At 66.1% G+C, this 14256-nt stretch carries 14 protein-coding genes and 1 riboswitch; of the genes, 4 read left to right on the top strand and 10 right to left on the bottom strand.

Annotated elements, in window-relative coordinates; all coding sequences use genetic code 11:
- Positions 1-13 precede the first annotated feature (13 nt).
- The 3 genes from QTI66_RS13335 to QTI66_RS13325 all read right to left on the bottom strand — a co-directional run bounded on the left by QTI66_RS13335 (position 14) and on the right by QTI66_RS13325 (position 4582).
- Positions 14-1696 carry a SulP family inorganic anion transporter gene (locus QTI66_RS13335; protein WP_286560156.1) on the bottom strand — a complete coding sequence of 561 codons (1683 nt, stop codon included), beginning with the start codon at positions 1694-1696 and terminating at the stop codon, positions 14-16.
- Positions 1697-1709: 13 nt separating this feature from the next.
- Entirely contained in the window at positions 1710-3614 is a 1905-nt protein-coding gene (locus QTI66_RS13330; RefSeq protein ID WP_286560155.1) for a DEAD/DEAH box helicase, read from the bottom strand.
- Positions 3615-3709: 95 nt separating this feature from the next.
- Positions 3710-4582 (bottom strand): AraC family transcriptional regulator, encoded by an 873-nt coding sequence (locus QTI66_RS13325; RefSeq protein WP_286560154.1) that lies wholly within the window; start codon positions 4580-4582, stop codon positions 3710-3712.
- A gap of 88 nt (positions 4583-4670) precedes the next feature.
- Here QTI66_RS13325 and QTI66_RS13320 point away from each other — a divergent pair, with 88 nt between their 5' ends.
- Positions 4671-5909, top strand: coding sequence for an MFS transporter (locus tag QTI66_RS13320; protein ID WP_286560152.1), 1239 nt, complete (start codon positions 4671-4673; stop codon positions 5907-5909).
- A gap of 27 nt (positions 5910-5936) precedes the next feature.
- Here the strand turns inward: QTI66_RS13320 and QTI66_RS13315 are convergent, their stop codons facing one another.
- Positions 5937-7013: an autotransporter family protein gene (locus QTI66_RS13315; protein WP_286560150.1), complete on the bottom strand. Its 1077-nt coding sequence runs from the start codon at positions 7011-7013 to the stop codon at positions 5937-5939.
- Positions 7014-7229: 216 nt separating this feature from the next.
- On the opposite strand from QTI66_RS13315, the gene QTI66_RS13310 reads away from it, so the two are divergent.
- Both QTI66_RS13310 and QTI66_RS13305 read left to right on the top strand, forming a co-directional pair.
- Positions 7230-7490 carry a hypothetical protein gene (locus QTI66_RS13310; protein ID WP_286560149.1) on the top strand — a complete coding sequence of 87 codons (261 nt, stop codon included), beginning with the start codon at positions 7230-7232 and terminating at the stop codon, positions 7488-7490.
- Positions 7491-7624: 134 nt separating this feature from the next.
- The gene (locus QTI66_RS13305) at positions 7625-7882 is read left to right on the top strand and encodes a hypothetical protein (protein ID WP_286560145.1); all 258 of its coding nucleotides are present in this window, start codon (positions 7625-7627) and stop codon (positions 7880-7882) included.
- A 40-nt stretch (positions 7883-7922) separates the two neighbouring features.
- Here the strand turns inward: QTI66_RS13305 and phaP are convergent, their stop codons facing one another.
- The 3 genes from phaP to QTI66_RS13290 form a co-directional block, all read right to left on the bottom strand.
- Positions 7923-8330: a TIGR01841 family phasin gene (gene phaP, locus QTI66_RS13300; RefSeq protein ID WP_286560143.1), complete on the bottom strand. Its 408-nt coding sequence runs from the start codon at positions 8328-8330 to the stop codon at positions 7923-7925.
- 309 nt (positions 8331-8639) lie between these two features.
- A complete protein-coding gene (locus tag QTI66_RS13295) occupies positions 8640-9287 on the bottom strand; it encodes a cupredoxin domain-containing protein (protein ID WP_286560141.1) in 648 nt (215 codons plus the stop codon).
- Positions 9288-9303: 16 nt separating this feature from the next.
- Entirely contained in the window at positions 9304-9675 is a 372-nt protein-coding gene (locus QTI66_RS13290) for a COG4315 family predicted lipoprotein (RefSeq protein WP_286560139.1), read from the bottom strand.
- 129 nt (positions 9676-9804) lie between these two features.
- Between QTI66_RS13290 and QTI66_RS13285 the strand changes: the two genes are divergently transcribed.
- Positions 9805-10509: a glutathione S-transferase N-terminal domain-containing protein gene (locus QTI66_RS13285; RefSeq protein WP_286560124.1), complete on the top strand. Its 705-nt coding sequence runs from the start codon at positions 9805-9807 to the stop codon at positions 10507-10509.
- Between the two features lie 22 nt (positions 10510-10531).
- Here the strand turns inward: QTI66_RS13285 and QTI66_RS13280 are convergent, their stop codons facing one another.
- From QTI66_RS13280 to QTI66_RS13270, 3 genes are all read right to left on the bottom strand, one after another.
- The gene (locus QTI66_RS13280; protein WP_286560122.1) at positions 10532-11044 is read right to left on the bottom strand and encodes a 6,7-dimethyl-8-ribityllumazine synthase; all 513 of its coding nucleotides are present in this window, start codon (positions 11042-11044) and stop codon (positions 10532-10534) included.
- Positions 11045-11138: 94 nt separating this feature from the next.
- Positions 11139-11311, bottom strand: a riboswitch (FMN riboswitch).
- An 85-nt stretch (positions 11312-11396) separates the two neighbouring features.
- Positions 11397-12773, bottom strand: coding sequence for a threonine/serine exporter family protein (locus QTI66_RS13275; protein ID WP_286560121.1), 1377 nt, complete (start codon positions 12771-12773; stop codon positions 11397-11399).
- Positions 12774-12881: 108 nt separating this feature from the next.
- Entirely contained in the window at positions 12882-14255 is a 1374-nt protein-coding gene (locus tag QTI66_RS13270; RefSeq protein WP_286560119.1) for a TAXI family TRAP transporter solute-binding subunit, read from the bottom strand.
- Position 14256: the final 1 nt, after the last annotated feature.

The raw sequence follows: 14256 nt of genomic DNA, 5'->3' as shown, positions 1-14256 counted from the left end.
TTTCAGCAGCCCGTCAGGGCGTGCGAGACAACGCAGCCAGCGCGTCCGCATCCGTGCGGTAGTTGAACAGCATCGGCCCCGGCGCCAGCAAGCCGGCGCGCTCCAGCACCTGCTGCGCCGGCAGCTTGAGGCCCGAGATGTGCAGCCGCACGCCCTTGGACTCCAGCAGGCGGCGGATACTGCCGAACACCTCGGCGCCGGTGAGATCCACACGGTTGATCGGCTGCGCAAAGATGCACACATCCTGCAGATCCGGCCGCTCGGCCAGGGCGACGGAGATCGCCCGCTCCAGCGTGCTCGCCGATGCGAAGTCGAGTTCGGCGTCCATGCGCAGCGCATAGAGCCTGGGCGCCAGCAGCGGCAATTGCCACAGGTGCCGGTCGCGAAGGCTGCCGTCGGGGTGCAGGCCCACTTCGATGATGCGCGGGTGCAGGTGCCGGAACATGTAATGCGCCAGCGCTGCCAGCAATCCGCCGAGCACCCCCCAGTAAATGGACGGCGCGGTCGCAATGGTCAGCGCAAAGGTGGCGAGCGAGATGGCCGCCTCGATGCGCGAGATCTTCCACAGCGCGACGAAGGCCGACGGCTTCAACAGCCCCAGCGTCGCCGTCACCACGACCGAGGCCAGCACGGCCTGCGGCACGTGATAGAGCAACGGCATCGCCCACAGAAGCGCGCCCGCCACCACGGCCACGCTGAACAGCGTGGACCACTGCGTCTTGGCGCCCGCGTACAGCGTGATGGCCGAGCGCGAGAAGGACGAACTGGTCGGGAAGGAGCCGGTCAGGCCCGAGGCGATCTTGCCCAGCCCTTGTCCGATGAGATCCTGGTTTTCGTTCCACAGCGTGCCCGAACGCGCGTTGTCGACCTTGGCACTCGACGCGGTTTCCAGAAAGCTCACCAGCGTGATGAGGAAGGCCGGAAGCAGCAGCGTGCCCACGTCGGCCCCAGACACGAAGTGCGGCAGGTACAACGATGGCAGCCCCGAAGGCAGGGCGCCGATCACCGCACCGCCGCGCAGCGCGTAGCCCAGCGCAAAGCTGAGCGCCGCACTGACGGCCACCAGTGCCATCGTCGTCGGAAACTTCGGCGCCAGCCGCTTGCCCAGCCACAACATGGCCATGCCGCCGAGGCCAAAGGCGATGGCAAAGAAGTCCGGTGGCGGTCCATGCAACACCTGCAGATAAGACCGCCCGGTAAACCCCAGCAGGGCAGGCAATTGCGACAGAGTGATCAGCACGGCAGCGCCCTGCGTGAAGCCCATCAGCACTGGCGAATTCACCAGTCGCAGCAGCCACCCGAGGCGCCCGGCGCCCAAGGCAACCTGCATCAGTCCCGACAACAGCGTCAGCCAAACGGCCAGGGACACCCACTCGGCGCTGCCCGGCACCGCCAGCGGCGCCAGCGACGCGCCCACGAGCACGCTGGTGAGGGCCGTCGGCCCGACCGACAGCCGGGCCGACGAACTGAACAAGACCGCGATGAGTGCCGGAAAGAGCGCCGCATAGATGCCCGTGATGAGCGGCATGCCCGCGAGCGCCGCATAGGCGACGCCCTGCGGAATGACCATCAGCGCCACCGTGACGCCGGCGGACGCCTCGTTGAGGAGCAATGCGCGGTCGGGACGGGGCCAGGAGAGGAAAGGAAGCCAGCGCGACAGGCGTTGGCGCGTCGATCGGTCGGGGGTGTGTTGCATGTCGTTCACGTCCTCACCCCAGCGCGGCCAGTTCAGCCTGCAATTGCGCCAATTGCAATTCGACGCGCTCCACCACGGGCGTGGGCCGGTGGGCGGACAAGGCAAGGCTCAGCGTGGCGCGCGTCATGCCGACGTAGAGCAGACGCGTTTCTTCCTGCGTTTCATCTTCGCGGTGCGACAGGTCGTGCAGGCATCCCAGCAGCACATGCGGGAACTCCAGGCCCTTGGAACTGTGCAGCGTCAGCAGGCGCACGGCCTCCTGGTTCCAGCGGAACTGGCTGATGGGTATTTGCCGCATGGATTCGAATGCAATGCCTGCTTGATGCAGCGCGCGCTCCAGTTCGGCCATCGAGGCCCTGTAGCGAGACAGCACGCCGATCTGCCCGAGCGACACGCCTTCAGCGCGCAATTGCGCAATCCGGCTGGCCTGCCATTGCGCTTCGGCGCGCGCCGACGGCGCCCGGTGCAGCACGGGCAGCGGCCCGCGACGCCCGGCACTGTCGGGATGGACGACCGGCAACTCCTCGCTGGCCTGCAGGGCGGCGCTTTCTTCCAGCAAGCCGTGCGCGCAGCGCAGCGCCAGGCCCAGAATTTCCACCGTGTTGCGGTAGTTCAGCTTCAGCACCGTGCTGCGGCCGACGGCCTGGATGCCGAGCGACGCCAGGCTGACCTTGCGGCCCCGTTTGCGATAGATCGATTGCGCGTCGTCGTACAGCACCAGCAGCGCCTGCGTGGCGGGGTTGACCAGTTCGGTGGCCATGCGCAGCCACGCGTCCTCGAAGTCATGCGCCTCGTCGATCAGGACGGCCGTGTACTGGCCCTTGGGCACGAAGCCTGTGGCGAGCGCGCGGCTCACCGTGTCCGCCAGCGCTTCGAAGTATTGATTCGAGTCGCGCGGCGCATCGACGTGCAATTGGTAGGTTCGCACCATGTCCTCGCACCAGCTGTGGAAGGTGCGCACGCGCACGCCGTGTCGCTGCGGCGCGATGCCGCGCTGGCCCAGCAGGGATTCGATGCGCCCGGCGAGCCCGCGGTTGAAGCAAAGCACGAGCACCGGCTTGCCAACGGCGACAGCGGCTTCGGCCAGGTGCTGGGCGCGGAACACCAGGATCATCGTCTTGCCGGAGCCGGCCACGCCGTGGATCACCCGGTGGCCGGCGCCCATGCCGCGGGCTTCGCGTTCCTGCTGCATGTCCATGACCTGCAGCAGGTCGGGCACGCGAAGCGTCGAGGGCGCACTGCCTGCACCGCCGTCCGGCGCCGCGTCGAAATCGAGCGAAGCCTGGAAAGCATCCATGCGCAGTTCCGGGAACAGGTGCCAGCGGATCCGGTCGCGCTGCGGCAGGGTCAGCGTGTGCGGAAACGTCATCTGGAACATGCCCCACAGGCGCTCGGTGAAGGTGGCCGTGTCGACCTCCTCTTCCAGGTCGTCCCGCAGCAGCGTGCGGTTGGGGGGAAACATCTCGTCGAACTCGGGGTCGGTCAGGTCCGAACGCTTGAGCCCCGTCAGCGCAGTGCCCCAGCCCCAGGGAAACAGCAGCTTGCCCTTGAAGCTGCCGGTGACGTGAACGAGCGCGGCGTCTCGCTGCATGCGTTCCACGAGCGCGAGCACGTGCTTTCGCGCCTGCACCAGCGGGTGGGCCTCCTCGATCTCGCCGCGCTCCACCTTGAGTTGCACGGAGTCCTTGGTGGCGCCGGTCAGGGTGCCGCGCTTCCAGCCCTTGACTTCCAGCACCAGCACGCCCTGGCGCGGGCTCAGGATCACGAAGTCAGGCTGCAGGCCGGCGTCGCCGACTGGCAGGTCGTGCCACACGAGGTGATCGTCTCCAAGGTGGCGCTTGAGGGCCTGGAAAAGCTTGCGTTCGCCGGTGTTGCAGCGCCGGTCGACCTGCGTCATGCCTTGGGGAAAGATGGCCATTGGGTTTCGCGTACGGGCAAGAATTGTTTCCCGCGAGCTTAAGGCCACGTCAGGCCACGCCGGGACGCACCCGGTTGCGTCGGTCTGCAGCCAGGTCAGGCCTTTTCCTTTTTCTTGTGCTGGAAGGCCGTCGGGGATTGCCCGGTGGCCGCCTTGAACATCGCGCAGAAGGCACTGTCGGTCGCGTAGCCGCTCGCTGCTGCCACCTGGCTCACCGGCATCCCGCGGGCGAGCAGCGGCAGCGCATGCGCCAGCACCGCCTGCTGCCGCCATTGCTGCCAGCTGGTGCCCAACTGGTCGCGAAACAGGCGCGCCACGGTGCGCTCGCTGGCGCCGATGGCCTCGGCGCGTTCGGCCAGCGTCGCACGGCCCGCGGGCGCGCGCAGGAGGTTTTCGCACAGCTGGCGCAGGCGTTTGTCGGCAGGCAGCGGCACGTCGATGCGGATCTGCGTGGCGCGTTCGAGTTCGTCCACCAGCAAGGGAGCGATCCAGCGCTCGCGCTGCGCGGCATGCGCATCCGCGGGAGGCAGGCCGTCGGGCGTGGTGTCGAGCGCCAGCATCAGCGCGCGCAGCAGGGGGCTGATTTCCAGCACCTCGCACTTCTCCCAGGCCGGCGCCATCCAGGTGTGGACGTAGACGGTGCGCAGTTCCGCGTCTTCGATGAGCGTGATGCTGTGCGGCATGTTCGCCGGCACCCACAGGGCGCGCGAGGGCGGCACGATGTAGCTGCCGTCCTCGGTGCTCAGGCGGATCACGCCCTTCGTCGAAAAGGTGAGCTGCGGCCACGGGTGCGTGTGCAGTTCCACGAAGGTGTCGGCGCTCAGGAAGTGCTCCTTGGCGCGCAAGGGCCGCACGGCGTCCGGTGCGTACAGGTGCGGTGTCAGCGGGCCAACGCTGCGCGACGGTGCCGTGCCCAACGCACTGGCCGGCGTGGCCCGGGCCCGGACAGGGGTTTCAACGTTTGGCATCGTTTCGACAAATGTTGTCCATGTATCGCCATTCTGCCGCGACGCGCACGGATAGGATCACTGCATCCCTCCCGCTTTGTAGCCAAAAATGACCGCTTCCGCCACCGCATCCCCTCCACGTTCCCTTGGCGCGGATGCGCAACTGATTGGCCTTGTCGGTCTGGCGCACGCCATCAGCCACTTCATGCAACTGGTGCTCGCGCCGCTGTTTCCCTGGCTCAAGGACGCGTTCAATGTGAGCTACACCGAACTGGGCGTGGTGCTGACGGCCTTCTTCGTGGTGTCGTGCGTCGTGCAGGCGGCCTCGGGCTTCATCGTCGACAAGATGGGGCCGCGGCCGGTGCTGTTCACGGGGCTGGGGCTCCTGGCCCTGTCGGCCGTGGGCTATTCGCTGGCGCACAGCTATTGGGTCCTTGTCGCATGCGCGGTGGTCGCGGGCATCGGCAACGGCGTGTTCCACCCGGTCGACTACACGCTCTTCAACCGCAAGGTCACGCCCACCCGGCTGGGCCACGCCTACAGCGTGCACGGCATCACCGGCAGCCTGGGCTGGGCGCTGGCGCCGGCTTTCGTGGTGCCGCTGGCCATGGCCTTCTCCTGGCGCGTGGCGCTGGCGGCGGCGGGCGGTGTGGCGCTGCTGGTGCTCATCGTCCTGTGGGCGTATCGCCGCGTGCTGGACCTGGACGTGAAGGACATCCACAAGGCCACCGGGCACGCCCATGCTTCGGGTGGCGGCGAATTCGGGTTCCTGCGAATTCCGGCGGTGTGGATGTGCTTCGGCTTCTTCTTTTTCTACGCCGTGGTCATCAGCGTCGTGCAAACCTTTGCGCCGACGGCGGCCGGCCATCTGCACGCGGTGCCGGTCGGCATGGTGGCGATGTGCCTCACGGTCTACATGGTGGCCAGCGCGGGCGGCATGGCGGTCGGCGGCTTTCTGGTGACGGACCCGACGCGTTGCGAGCGCATCGTCGCTGTCGGCTTCGGGCTGGCGGCCTTGCTGGCTGTCCTGCTGGCGCTGGGCGACTTTGCGCCCATCGTGGTGCCGGTGCTGTTCGGCCTGATGGGCTTTGCTACCGGCACGGCGGGGCCTTCGCGCGACCTGCTGGTCAAGCGCTCGACGCCGCCCAATGCGACGGGGCGGGTTTATGGCGTGGTCTACGCGGGTCTGGACATTGGGCAGGCGTGCGCGCCGCTCGTCTTCGGGCCGCTCATGGACAACGGGCAATATCGCAGCGTCATCCTGGGACTCGCGGTGGTGCAGGGCGTGCTCATCGCTAGCGCGTTCAATGTGCGGCGTGTGCGTCGCACGGCGTTGGCGCCGGCCTGAAATCCGGGTGCTTGCAGGTCAAGCGGCTTACCAGTTGTACCGCGCACCGATGCGGCCGGCCCATGCCTGGTAGGACTGGTTGCCGCGCTGCCATCCAAGGTCGGCCCAACCCGCCCATCTGCGCCCGAAGTCCACGGCTACGCCGCCTTTCAGCTCGATGCGGTTGCTCGGCCAAAGATCGCGCGTCGAATTCTGGTTGAGCAGGACTTCGTCGCCCAGGTAGGCGTCGTACCACCAGTTCAGTGCACCGTAGGGCCGGATGCGCAGTCCGACGCCCGCCTGCTGCGAGTCGGTCTGCATGACGCGCACGCCGAGCCTGGACATCCATCCGCCACGATGCGCGTTGTCGATTTCGGTGCCGTCCGACTCGATGAAGTTGTACGTGTGGTTGTGGACGTAGACGATCTGGGCCTGCGGCGAGATCACCCAACTGCTGCCTTGCATCAATGGCAGTGCGTAGCCCGCCTCGGCGGAGGCCATGGCCACGTGCGAGCGATAGTCCATGCGCGCGAGGCCGGCCGAGTCGACCTTGTTGTCGAACCATCCGTACTGCCACCACAGGTCCGTATACCAGCCCAGGCGCGTGCGTTCGTTCTGGAACCACGTGCCATAAAAACCGGTGCCTACGCCCGAGGTGTCTCCATGCGCTTGCACCGGATTGCCCAGCGCCGTTGCATCGGTTCGCCCGCCACCCACGGACGCAATCGCGCCCAGGTGCAGCCGATCGGTGGAAAAGAGCGACCAGGTCGCGAGGTCGGCGCCGCCTTGCAGCAGCCATCCCTTGGTGTCCACATCGAAGTGGCCGCTTCCGCTCGTGGAACTGGCGCCTTCGCCCGATGCGCGCAGCCATGCCTGGCCCCGGCTCCGCGCCCCGTCGGGGCCTTGCGGTGCCGGCCACTGCGGCTCGCCGGAACGGTCGTCCAGGCCATGCACAAACAGGACGCCCGACAGCCGCTGGTTGCCCAGCAAGGCGCCGGTCTCGGGTCGGGTGAATGGGTTGAATGGAGTGCAGCCTGCAGGCGCGCATTGCGCGAATGCAGCGCAGCCGCTTCCCATGGCTGCGGCGATGGCCATCCGGGCGGCCAGGCGCGCAGAAGAGGCCACGAATGTTCCGGGAACTACCCGGAGAGCAACAAGTTCTGATGGATGAGCGAAAGTGCGACTCACGGACTGAACCTCCTGCATGACTGCTGAAAGGGCCGCACTGCGGACGCGGGTCGCTGTTCGTGCGCAGCATGGGGCTGGGCAAATTCTTGGCGCGAATGGGTGAATCCAGTGTGAACGGCGCCCTCGGCTCGTCGATTGACAGAAAGGAACCGCATGCACACCGTCATCGTGATGGCCGGCGGCTTGGCGCTGATGGCGGCTTGCCTGTTGCTTGGCTACGCTTGGGGCCAGATGCGCGGTCTGCTGATGGGAGCGCAGTTTTTCATCCCGCTGTGGCTCGTCGGCGCCTTCGTCAACATGTGGATTGGCGTGAGCAGCGCGGGCTATTCATGGGCTGAAGAATTTCCCATCTTCCTTGCGATTTTTGCCTTGCCCGCCGCCGTGGCCGCAGGGCTGTGGTGGAAGCTTTCGTGACGGCTTGAGCCTGCGCATGTAATCGGGAAAAAGCGGGAAAAATGGGCGCCCGCTGACATGTGCATACGACTTGCGGCTAATACGCGGGGCTGGTTTTCGGCGCTAATCTGGATACAGATTGCTACGGAGCCGTCATGCTCACCACTTTACAAAAAGCCAACATTCTGAGAAAAGCCGGCGTCCAGGTGCCGGCCGCACCGACCAGCGTTTCGGAGGACGCATCCAACCCTGCCGCCGAGCTTCACAAGGCGGCGAAGGAATGGGCCACGACGGTGGAAAACCTGTACGTCACCTACGCCGCTGCGCGCGCGGCCAAGAGCCTGCGTGACGCAGAGGAAGCACGACAACTGGACATGCTGCGACGGCTTTCGTCGTCCTCGGCCTTCGCCTGAGCCGCCCCGGGGCCGGGCCAGGGCCGGGCCCGCGCCGCAACTACTTCTTCGGCTGCATCAGCGTCTTGAGTTCTTCCATGTGCTCGCCGGCGCGCTTGGTGATGTGGGACATCATCTCCGCCTGCGAACTGCGGGCCAGTTCCGCCAGTTCCTTCATGTCGGCCAATGCCTTTTCGCAGGCCTTGCGCACCACTTCGGTCTGATCGCCCAGCCCCTTGCCGCCCGCCGCGCCCTTGGCCGCGTCCTGGATGCCCTGCATGGTTTGCGTCAGCATGTCGGACTGCTTCTTGGCGAGCGCCTGCATGGCCTCGTAGGCTGCCTTGTTGGCGTCGACCACGGCCTGAATGTCCTTGCGGCGCGCTTCGGCAATCGCGCTCATGTCGATGCCGGGAATCTTGAATCCCTGGATGAATTTGGTGATGTCGCCGAGGGGATTGAGGTCAGCCATGTCGTGTCTCCTTGTTCAACAGGTGCGGCGACGTTCGACGGTCTGGCTCCAAAAGTCAAGCGGCACGCGCTTGCCGCGGCACAAACAAGAAGGCCCAGCGGGTTTGAATCGCTGGGCCCCGGACTTCCTTTCGGTGCTGCATCTGCTTTTCAGGAAAAGCTGCTATCTGCCTACGTGAGAGGCGCACAGGAAGTCCAAGTGGAGACACTGCATGAATGCGATGGGTGCGGGTGTAGGACGGCGCCGCGCCCGCGCCCAGTCGCGCGTATCACCTGCCACAAGACGTATCGGCCGCCCGGTCTTTGGCCTTCAGATGCGACGCCCGCGGGGCACCACGCTCAGTTGCATCGTCGCCTTGGCGGGCGCCGCCGAGATCACGGTCTGCTGCGGTGCAATGTCGATCAATTGGTCCGGGTGCCACACCTTGATGATCGCGGCTCCTTCAGGCACATCGAGCGAAGCAACGCCTTCGGCGCTGGTCAGCGAAGCCCATGGCGAATCGCTCACGTAGACGTGGCCGCGCATCGAGTTGTGCAGGTGGCAGCCGAGCAACACAGCGCCGGCCTTGTCGAACACCGCGTCGGCGAACTTGCCGGGCTTGCCGTCCTGCTTGCCGTCGATGCGCAGTTCGAAGCCGCCGGCGGCGTCATCGTTGAACTGCGCAATGCCCGCGGCCGAGGCGCGCACGTGGTGTTCCCAGGGGTCGTTGTTCAGAAAACGCGCCTTGGCGCCCACGGCCACGAGGCTGATGGCAGGCATGAAACGCATGTTCTGCTGGGCGATGACCACGTCCTTCGGCAGGCCGGGGGTCGCTGCAGGCACGGCCGCCGCGCTGACGACGACCACGACCGCATTGATCACCGGCTTGCCCTCCTTGTCGAGCACGCTCACCTGCAAGGGTGTTGCGGCGGCATGGCCGGCAAGGGCGAGCAGGGCTGCGGCGACAAGGCCGCGCATGTGCAATTTCACAGCATCAGCCCGCGATGATGTGCCAGACCTTCAGGTAGTTGTCGCCGTACTTGTCGCCCGGCTCCTGGTCCTCCGGCCACGTGTACAGGGGCTTGCCGCGAAACGCCCATTGCTTGCGGCCATCGTCACGGGTCACGATCGAGTAGTCACCGCCGGGGCGGGCGCCGTCGGTGGCGAGGACGGGCGGCCATTTCACAGCGCAGTCGCCGTTGCAGTTGGAGCGGCCGGGAACGTCCTTGTCGAAGGTGTAGAGCGTCAGTCCCTTCGCGTTCACCAGCACGCCACCGGCGGCCTTGACGGGTGCGTTATGCGAGAAAGATGCACATCCGGAAAGCACAAGAAGACTCAGCGCAATGCTGCTGGCGACCCATTTCATGAATTCTCCTTCGTGTTAAATGTTAAATATGGTTACAAGATTACACATCTTGAGACACGAAGGGGAGAGGGTTGCCGGCAAATTTTCACGCTTGGGCGGGAAAGCCCGGGGGCAGTCAGAATCGGGCCAATGACCGACCTTTCCACCTTTCCCATCACCCAGAAATGGCCCGCCACGCACCCGGATCGACTGCAGCTTTACTCGCTGCCCACGCCCAATGGCGTGAAGGTGTCGATCATGCTGGAGGAAACCGGGCTGCCCTACGAAGTGCACCTCGTCGACTTTGGCAAGAGCGACCAGATGACGCCGGCGTTCATCTCGCTCAACCCGAACAACAAGATTCCCGCCATCCTTGACCCGAACGGGCCGGGCGGCAAGCCGCTGGCGCTCTTCGAATCCGGCGCCATCCTGATGTACCTGGCCGACAAGACGGGCAAGCTCTTGCCCACCGATCCGGCGGCCCGCTACGAAACCATCCAGTGGCTGATGTTCCAGATGGGCGGCATCGGTCCGATGTTCGGCCAGCTCGGTTTCTTCAACAAATTTGCTGGCAAGGACTACGAGGACAAGCGCCCGCGCGACCGCTACGTGGCCGAAGCGAAGCGCCTGCTCGGCGTGCTGGAAACGCGCCTGGCGGGTCGCAACTGGCTCATGGGCGACCAGTACACCATCGCCGACATCGCAACCTTTCCCTGGGTGCGCAACCTGATCGGCTTCTATGAAGCGGGCGATCTGGTGGGCTTCAAGGAGTATTCGAACGTGGGCCGCGTGCTGTCGGCCTTCGTCGAGCGGCCAGCCGTCGCGCGGGGCCTGACGATCCCCGCGCGCAGCTGACGACGCGCTGCCCAAGCCGCGATCAGGCGGCCAGCATCGCCTCGACTTGGCGCAGGCCTGCGATGGTCTTCACGCAAGCCTCCGCCGCCTCGGTGCCCTTGATGGCGAAGTGGCGGTGGAAGTACTTGCGGTGCTCCACGTGCTCGTGGAAGTGGTGCGGCGTGAGCACGGCCGACATGATCGGCACGCCCGTTTCCAGCTGGATCGACATCAGCGAACTGACGACGGTGCTGGCAACGAATTCGTGGCGGTAGATGCCGCCGTCGACCACCAGCGCGCAGGCCACGATGGCGTCGTATCTGCCCGACAAGGACAGCCGCTTGGCGTGCAGCGGAATCTCGAAGGCGCCGGGCACGTCGAGCACGTCGATCTGCTCGCGGGGCACGCCCTGGCGCGCCATCTCCTCCAGAAAGGCGTCGCGCGCCTGGTGGACGATGTCCGAATGCCATTGCGCCTGGACAAAGGCGATGCGCTTGCCTTCGCCGGAATGGGCGGTGGGCATGGCGGAAAGGGGAAGGTCGTTGATCTGACTCATGGTGCACCTCGTTGAATGCAGGGTTGCCTGAATCAGGGCGCACGAAACGGCAAACCGGCGCGGACGCACAAGCGCCCACGGCCCATTCGCTGGCTCGCGCTCTCTTTCATCCGGACTGTGACCGTCGGCCCCGGAATCCAACCGGGTCTGCTGACCCCGCCACTCATTGCGATTGGCGGGCGCTCGCGGGCTTGTGCAGTCGGGCCTTGTTGAAGACCTGCCGCCGTCACCGCCGGTGGGGAGTTACACCCCGCCCTGAGAACGCTTTTCGGCCGAAGCCGAAGCGCAGATTCTAGGCAAACTGTGAACCGGTTGCTGTCCCGGCAACGACAAGGCCATGAGCATTCGAGGCTCAACGGCGCAGCTTGAGGTAGCGCAGCATGATGTCCGCCATGGTGCCCGCGCGCTGGAACACCGGCTCGAACAGCATGTTGTAGAAGGCCGTTCCCACCACGGTGCCCAAGCCGATGGCGACGATGGAGAACAGCGTGGTCACGAAGTTCTCGACACCCGCCAGCCGGTCGTTGCCTACCAGTTCGGCCAGCCCGATGAGGCCCAGCGACCCGGGCACCAGGATCCACAGCGCCGGCGTGAAGGTCACCATGGCGGGCGGTCCGCCGAATCGGTATTGCACGATGTAGGCGGCCGGCGTGATCAGCGTCGCCGCGAAGAACGCGCCCATGTACCCACCGAAGATGGCGTTGCCGATCACCTGTCCGCCCTGCGCGATGAACAGCACCGCCAGCAACCAGGGGAGCGAGCGCACGCGCGCCGAGTAGTGCAGCATGTGGCCGACTCCGAAGAGCAGTACCCCCAGCCACGGCGCCCAGACGCGTACTGTGGCATCGGGCACGGGGGCGAGCAGATTCTCCGGAGGCAGCCCCACCAGCGACGCCGCCGCCAGCATCCCGAGCATCAGGAACACGAGTTGCAGCATGCCCGACACGAAGCGCGTGCCGCCGGACACGACGTCGCCATAGGCGAGTTCCACGCTGGCGATGGCGAGCGTGCCGCCGGGCAGGAAGGTCAGGAGCGAGGCCACCAGCACGTAGATCGGGCTTGCCGCAAATCCATGTCGCGCGCCTTCCAGGGCCACCAGCGCCACCACAAAGGCCGCAAAGGTCGGCAACAGCGTCGTGACGATTCCCCGGTCGCGCGCCATCACCTTGAGCACGCCCACGATGAGGCCGAAGAACGCCGCCGCGCCGACGACGTCCGCCGACGGTCGCAGCACCAGCGCGATGCCGATCGTCGCCAGCACGTGCCCCAGGATGCCCCACTGCTGGTTGAAACGCGGCGCCATCGCCAGGATGGCGTTGACGCGTTTGAGGCCTTCGGTCGGGTCGATCGGTGCGTTTTCCGCGTCGCGCGTGAGCTCGTAGATCGCTTCGATCTGGTCGAAGCGAAGGATGAGCCCTTGCTCGGCGGTGAACTCGATCTGCAGCGAATCCTCATCCGCGAAATTCACGAACACCACGGTGGGCAGGGCCAGCGCGTTGAAGTGCTCGATCTGGTATGTCTTGGCGATGCGCCGCAAGGTCGTCTCGACCACGCCCGCGGCGGCGCCTGTGGCGAGCAGCAGGTGCCCCAAGCGCAGGATGAAGCGCAGCAGGTGCCGGCGTTCGCGCGCGATGCGTTCGGCGTCGGTTTCGCCTTCGCGCGCGATGCCTGTGGCCAAGGTCGAAGCATCGACGATGCCCGGGCCCGGTCGCGTCATGTCGATGGGCATGTGCGGCTCCTGCGTGCGTTGTGCGGATCGACGACGGATACGCCGATTGCTGTGCGGGGTCCAGGGGACATGGCCGCCGATTATGGAAGCTGGACCGGCGCCTGCGTATCAGGGCGCCGGACTGTCTTGCTCAACGGCCGCCTGCTGCGGCGCAGCGCGCTCGATCCGCTTGCGCGCCGCATAGATGTTGCTGCGCAGGGCGTACAGCTCGCTGGCGTATGAGAGCGGCACCGTCACCTTGTTGGCGTTGGCTTCCAGTGCTTCGATTTCGCGCTGGAGCACGGCCGGGTCTTCAGTGCGGGTTTCCAGCCGGTGCTCGATGTCGCGAAGCTGCCCGTACCAGCGAAACACGCGCGAGCGCACGCGGAACTGGTAGAGCGGCGGCACCACGCGGCCCAGCGGCAGCATCAACACCAGCAAGCCGCCCAGCACCAGCCACATCCGCTCGAACAGGTTGCTCGCCCAGAAGGGCAGGTAGCGTTGCCAGAAGGGCGGCGTGCCGTTGATGGCGCGGTCTCCTTCGGGGCTCACTGGCAATTCGCTGGTTTTGGTGTTCGGAAAATCCCGCGCGCGGTTGAACCAGCCTCCCGTGCTGTGGATGGTTTGGGCGCTTTGCGCAAACAGCTGGCGCAGGGCGGGGTGCGTCTGCTCGCGCGACAGCAGCGATGTCGTCGTGGCCAGAAGCGTCAGGTCATGCGGCGGCAGGTCGGCGGCAAGATCGACCACACCGCGCGGCAACGTCACGTCCTGCAGGAAGGCAAAGCGCCGCACGTAAGCTTCGGCCTGCTGGAAGTCCATCAGCGAGATGCCCGGCGTGCGAAGAAGTTTTTGCACCAGTGGCGATTGCGGCGCCGAGGCGAGCACGATGGCGTCCAGCATGCCGGCCAGCAAGGCTTCGGTGGCGGGCGTCTGCTCGAGGTAGGACAACTCGAGCGAAGTCGGGTCGATGCGGTTCGCCTTGAGCATCTGGTTCACCACGTCGGGCACGCCGCTGCCGGGCTTGTCGATGTTCAACCGAAAGCCCTTGAGTTGCGACAGCGCGTTGAGCTGGCTGGACTTTCGATCGACCTTGCGTCCCGCCTCGGTGCGGTAGAACACCCACATCGGTTCGTAGAAGAGGGCGCCCAGGGAAGTGAGCCCGGCTTCTTCATCTGCTACCGGATCGGCACTGCCGCCGCGCACGAAGGCGACATCGGCCTCACCCTTTCGCAAGAGGGCCAGGTTGTCCAGCGAGCCTTCGGTCGGCTTGAGGATGACCTCGATGCCATCGGCCTTGAGCGCCGTTGCATAGCGCTTGCCGAACTCCGCATACGCGCTGCCGGCCGGGCCGGTGGCGAGCGTCACCTGCTTGGGCGGCTGCGGATCGAGCCACCAGTAGGCCAGCACCAGCAGGCCGACGACGATGAAGGCGACCGGCCCGATCGAGACGATCAGGTCGCGGATCGACAGCAGGATGAGCTTGAGCGTCTTGGGCATGGTCAAG

This window comes from Variovorax brevis (genome assembly GCF_030317105.1).
Taxonomy (GTDB): domain Bacteria; phylum Pseudomonadota; class Gammaproteobacteria; order Burkholderiales; family Burkholderiaceae_C; genus Variovorax; species Variovorax brevis.
The sequence above is the reverse complement of the archived record's forward strand: the minus strand, read 5'-3'. Positions and strand labels throughout refer to the sequence as shown.

Excerpts from the sequence above, each read along its gene's own strand:
- QTI66_RS13285 (WP_286560124.1), top strand. The coding sequence starts at position 9,805 with ATGACCGACCTTTCCACCTTTCCCATCACCCAGAAATGGCCCGCCACG.
- QTI66_RS13335 (WP_286560156.1), bottom strand. The coding sequence starts at position 1,696 with ATGCAACACACCCCCGACCGATCGACGCGCCAACGCCTGTCGCGCTGG.
- QTI66_RS13295 (WP_286560141.1), bottom strand. The coding sequence starts at position 9,287 with ATGCGCGGCCTTGTCGCCGCAGCCCTGCTCGCCCTTGCCGGCCATGCC.
- QTI66_RS13310 (WP_286560149.1), top strand. The coding sequence starts at position 7,230 with ATGCACACCGTCATCGTGATGGCCGGCGGCTTGGCGCTGATGGCGGCT.
- QTI66_RS13275 (WP_286560121.1), bottom strand. The coding sequence starts at position 12,773 with ATGCCCATCGACATGACGCGACCGGGCCCGGGCATCGTCGATGCTTCG.
- QTI66_RS13280 (WP_286560122.1), bottom strand. The coding sequence starts at position 11,044 with ATGAGTCAGATCAACGACCTTCCCCTTTCCGCCATGCCCACCGCCCAT.
- QTI66_RS13290 (WP_286560139.1), bottom strand. The coding sequence starts at position 9,675 with ATGAAATGGGTCGCCAGCAGCATTGCGCTGAGTCTTCTTGTGCTTTCC.
- QTI66_RS13325 (WP_286560154.1), bottom strand. The coding sequence starts at position 4,582 with ATGCCAAACGTTGAAACCCCTGTCCGGGCCCGGGCCACGCCGGCCAGT.
- QTI66_RS13320 (WP_286560152.1), top strand. The coding sequence starts at position 4,671 with ATGACCGCTTCCGCCACCGCATCCCCTCCACGTTCCCTTGGCGCGGAT.
- phaP (WP_286560143.1), bottom strand. The coding sequence starts at position 8,330 with ATGGCTGACCTCAATCCCCTCGGCGACATCACCAAATTCATCCAGGGA.
- QTI66_RS13330 (WP_286560155.1), bottom strand. The coding sequence starts at position 3,614 with ATGGCCATCTTTCCCCAAGGCATGACGCAGGTCGACCGGCGCTGCAAC.
- QTI66_RS13305 (WP_286560145.1), top strand. The coding sequence starts at position 7,625 with ATGCTCACCACTTTACAAAAAGCCAACATTCTGAGAAAAGCCGGCGTC.